The sequence below is a fragment of the Nostoc sp. T09 genome, assembly GCF_002154695.1.
In the GTDB taxonomy this organism is placed as follows: Bacteria; Cyanobacteriota; Cyanobacteriia; order Cyanobacteriales; family Nostocaceae; genus Aulosira.
Genome location: NZ_MTAV01000130.1, coordinates 1 through 3,268, shown reverse-complemented (window position 1 = coordinate 3,268; position 3,268 = coordinate 1). Strand labels below are relative to the sequence as shown.

The window sequence follows — 3,268 nt, the reverse complement described above, 5'->3', positions numbered from 1 at the left end:
CTTGTCAACCAAAAGGGTTTCACATTAAGTTGACACGTATGAGCATTGCTAAACCCCTACCAATGTATTTGTATATTTATTAAAATGCGTATCACATCCTAACTTGTTACTGTTGGCGTCTTGCCATTTCCATTACCGTTTTCACTCGCAACTAATGCCGTTGGCTGAGAACTAGGAGTTGGTGAGCCACTTTTTGTTGCCCGGCGGCGCTGGTTTTTAGGTACTCCTCCTGCCATGTTGTACTCTACACTGCTTTTGCCAAATTTTGTTGCAACTCCCAACAGTATAAGTTCGGTCATGTCTCCCAATTCACGCTCGGTTTCTAGCATTTCACGGTATAACCCATCCAAGTTAGAAAGGGCACTATTATATGCATATTCTTGAGTTTGCATCTTCTCAATGAGAGTGGAAAAGGCAGGTAAAGTAAGTCCATTACCTACATCTAAATTTGGATTAATTGAGTTCATGCTAGCAGCACGACGCACTGCTCTTTCTAATACTTTAGAGCTTCTTTTTTGACGTGCCATATCCTACGCCTTCTCATACAGTACGGTTAATATTATTTACCTTAAAAACTTTTGTATCGATCAGCCTGAGAAGATTTCGCCAAATCTGCAATGACTTTTGCTACATAGATATTTCTATAATTAGTTAGGTGAATTCCTAATATGAGTTGGCAAATAAGTAAATTTAAAATGTAATTTGCCGATTACTTGCGGAAAACACCAAAATAAGTGCGTGATTTACCGAAATGAGTAGGCGTTAAGGCTTTTTGAGAACTCATTAAGGCTTTTTACTTGCGGAAAACACTAAAATGAGTGCGTGATTTACTAAAATGAGTAGGCGTTAAGGCTTTTTAAGAACTCATTAAGGCTTTTTGCTTGCGTAAAACACCAAAATGAGTAAGCGTTAAGGCATTTTGTGAACCCAATAAGGCATTTTGAGTAAGTAAAATGCCATTTTGCTTACTAAATTCAACTTAATGTGTTTTTTGAATGAAGATATCAGTTATGGCGATCGCCAAATATAAAATTTCCACGAAGTGCGATCTCTTTATTTCCAGTCATTGCGAGCGTTCGCGTTAGCGTCTCGTAGAGAAGCGAAGCAATCCTAGTTCTTGCGATTGCTACCCTTCGGGAAGGCTTCGCCTACATTTCGCTGCGCTCCATTCGCAATGACATTGTATCCATCAAGTTGCGGAGAAATTTTTGGGGAAGTCGCTTTTTGCCTTCAATGATTAAAAGTGGGAAGGCTAAAAAGTCCTCACCTGGGCAGATGAGTTGACCTTGGGATCAGCAAAAGATGGCAAACTCTTGCCATCGAGCATTTTTGGCATGATCGGCAGCAATGGCAACAAAAATACCCGACACACCCCACCCCACCAATTTGTTATCTAAAATCTTTTGTACCGATTCCCACCAAGCGGGTTGATTATCTTGGCTTTGAGTCATAGGAATTAGTAAAATTGGTTAGGTTATATATGCTGAAATATCGATGATATTTAGTGTATCTCTAATGCCTTTTTTCTAACCTAATCATGTATCGGCTCAATAATCCGGGGTAGCCAAAAAAATAAAAAGGTGAGCAAGGTGTACAAAACGTCATAGAATATGGCACATGACGACAAAAATCACCCCCTGACTCCTCTGTATCTGATCTGCTGCAAACCATTGACCCCTCAGGGATTGCAGACGAATCAGTGCGTCAAACCGTAGAGATATTGCTGAACCTCATAGAAGAATTAAACTCACAGCTCAATGGTATACTATGGCGAGGTATAAAACTATCATCGTAGAAATCCAGAAAGCATTTGGCGGGTCGCTTGCCGCAATGGATATTCTCAATGTATCTGGTGTTGGTGATCTGGCATCGGTCTATGCTGTTACCGATTTGGCGATAGCATCCATTGCATCTGCTGGAATGGCGGTTGCCGAATTTATTGCCATACGCAGTGGCAAGATGCCGCTAATTCAGGTGGATCGACGGCTTGCATCCATGTGGTTTTCTAGATCGTTACGTCCAATAGGGTGGCAGTTGCCTCAGCCATGGGATGCAGTGGCCGGTGATTATAAGGCAAGTGACAACTGGATAAGATTACACACCAATGCACCGCACCATCGCCGTGCTGCACTGCAAGTGCTTGGTTGTTCAGAAGATAGAGAAGCCGTAACGAAGGCTGTTGCGAGTTGGCAAGCAAATGAGCTTGAAGATGCAATAGTTTCTGCAAACGGTTGTGCCGCCGTTATGAGATCAGCAGAAGATTGGAGCATGCACGCTCAGGGGCGAGCGGTAGCCACTGAGCCGCTTCTGCACATTTCTGCTACGGATTCCGCTCATATGCCAAACTGGCTAATTCCGGCAGGGCGGCCTTTAGAAGGCATACGTGTACTTGACCTGACCAGAGTTCTTGCTGGCCCCGTTGCCACACGGTTTCTTGCCAGTTATGGGGCGCAAGTATTGCGTATTGATCCCATAGGATGGGAAGAACCAGGTGTTGTGCCGGAAGTGGTATTAGGCAAGCGCTGTGCCCGGCTTGATCTAAAGAGTGCCAACGGTATGGCCACACTGAAAAAACTTTTGGGTGATGCTGATGTAATTATCCATGGATACCGAACTGGCGCACTGGCACATCTTGGTCTTGACAGTGAAGAAAGACAAAAGTTGCGTCCTGGGCTGGTTGATATTTCACTCAATGCTTATGGCTGGAACGGGCCATGGAAATTGCGTAGGGGATTTGATAGCCTAGTACAGATGTCAAGCGGTATTGCACATACCGGGATGGTCAAAGCAAATAAAAACTGCCCATTTCCGTTGCCCGTGCAGGCTCTCGATCATGCAACAGGGTATTTGCTTGCAGCAGCAGCGATACGAGGCTTAATTAGGCGTGTGACGAGCGGCCAAGGTATGGAAGTACGGGCTTCGCTTGCCAGAACAGCAGCAATACTTGCTTGTTATCCGGTTGAAAATGGTCTTGCTGCAAAGATTGAGGCGGAGAATAGGAATGATCTTGCTCCAGCCATCGAAGCTACCGCGTGGGGGGCGGCACAGCGTCTGAAACCACCTTTGGTTATAGAAGGTTGTCCGATGTATTGGGATTTACCGTCATCGCCGTTAGGTTCCTCATTGGCTGAATGGCTTTGATAGAAGAAAGGCACTAATCATCGCAAATCTTATTTTGTTGGGTGTGTTGTTGCGCAGCGCAAAGTACAATAGACCTCTTGCAAAAGTGGTTTTTGCAAGAGGTGGGAAAAGGGAAAAGGTTAAAGGG

Annotated in this window: 3 protein-coding genes; 1 reads left to right on the top strand and 2 read right to left on the bottom strand. The window is 44.4% G+C overall.

Annotated elements, in window-relative coordinates; all coding sequences use genetic code 11:
• Positions 1-98: 98 nt before the first annotated feature.
• Together BV372_RS24645 and BV372_RS36650 are read right to left on the bottom strand one after the other, a co-directional pair.
• A complete protein-coding gene (locus BV372_RS24645; protein WP_086689129.1) occupies positions 99-527 on the bottom strand; it encodes a hypothetical protein in 429 nt (142 codons plus the stop codon).
• 765 nt (positions 528-1,292) lie between these two features.
• On the bottom strand, positions 1,293-1,451 hold the full coding sequence (locus tag BV372_RS36650) for a hypothetical protein (RefSeq protein WP_179198223.1): 159 nt from the start codon (positions 1,449-1,451) through the stop codon (positions 1,293-1,295).
• A 316-nt stretch (positions 1,452-1,767) separates the two neighbouring features.
• On the opposite strand from BV372_RS36650, the gene BV372_RS24640 reads away from it, so the two are divergent.
• On the top strand, positions 1,768-3,141 hold the full coding sequence (locus tag BV372_RS24640; RefSeq protein WP_086689128.1) for a CoA transferase: 1,374 nt from the start codon (positions 1,768-1,770) through the stop codon (positions 3,139-3,141).
• Positions 3,142-3,268: the final 127 nt, after the last annotated feature.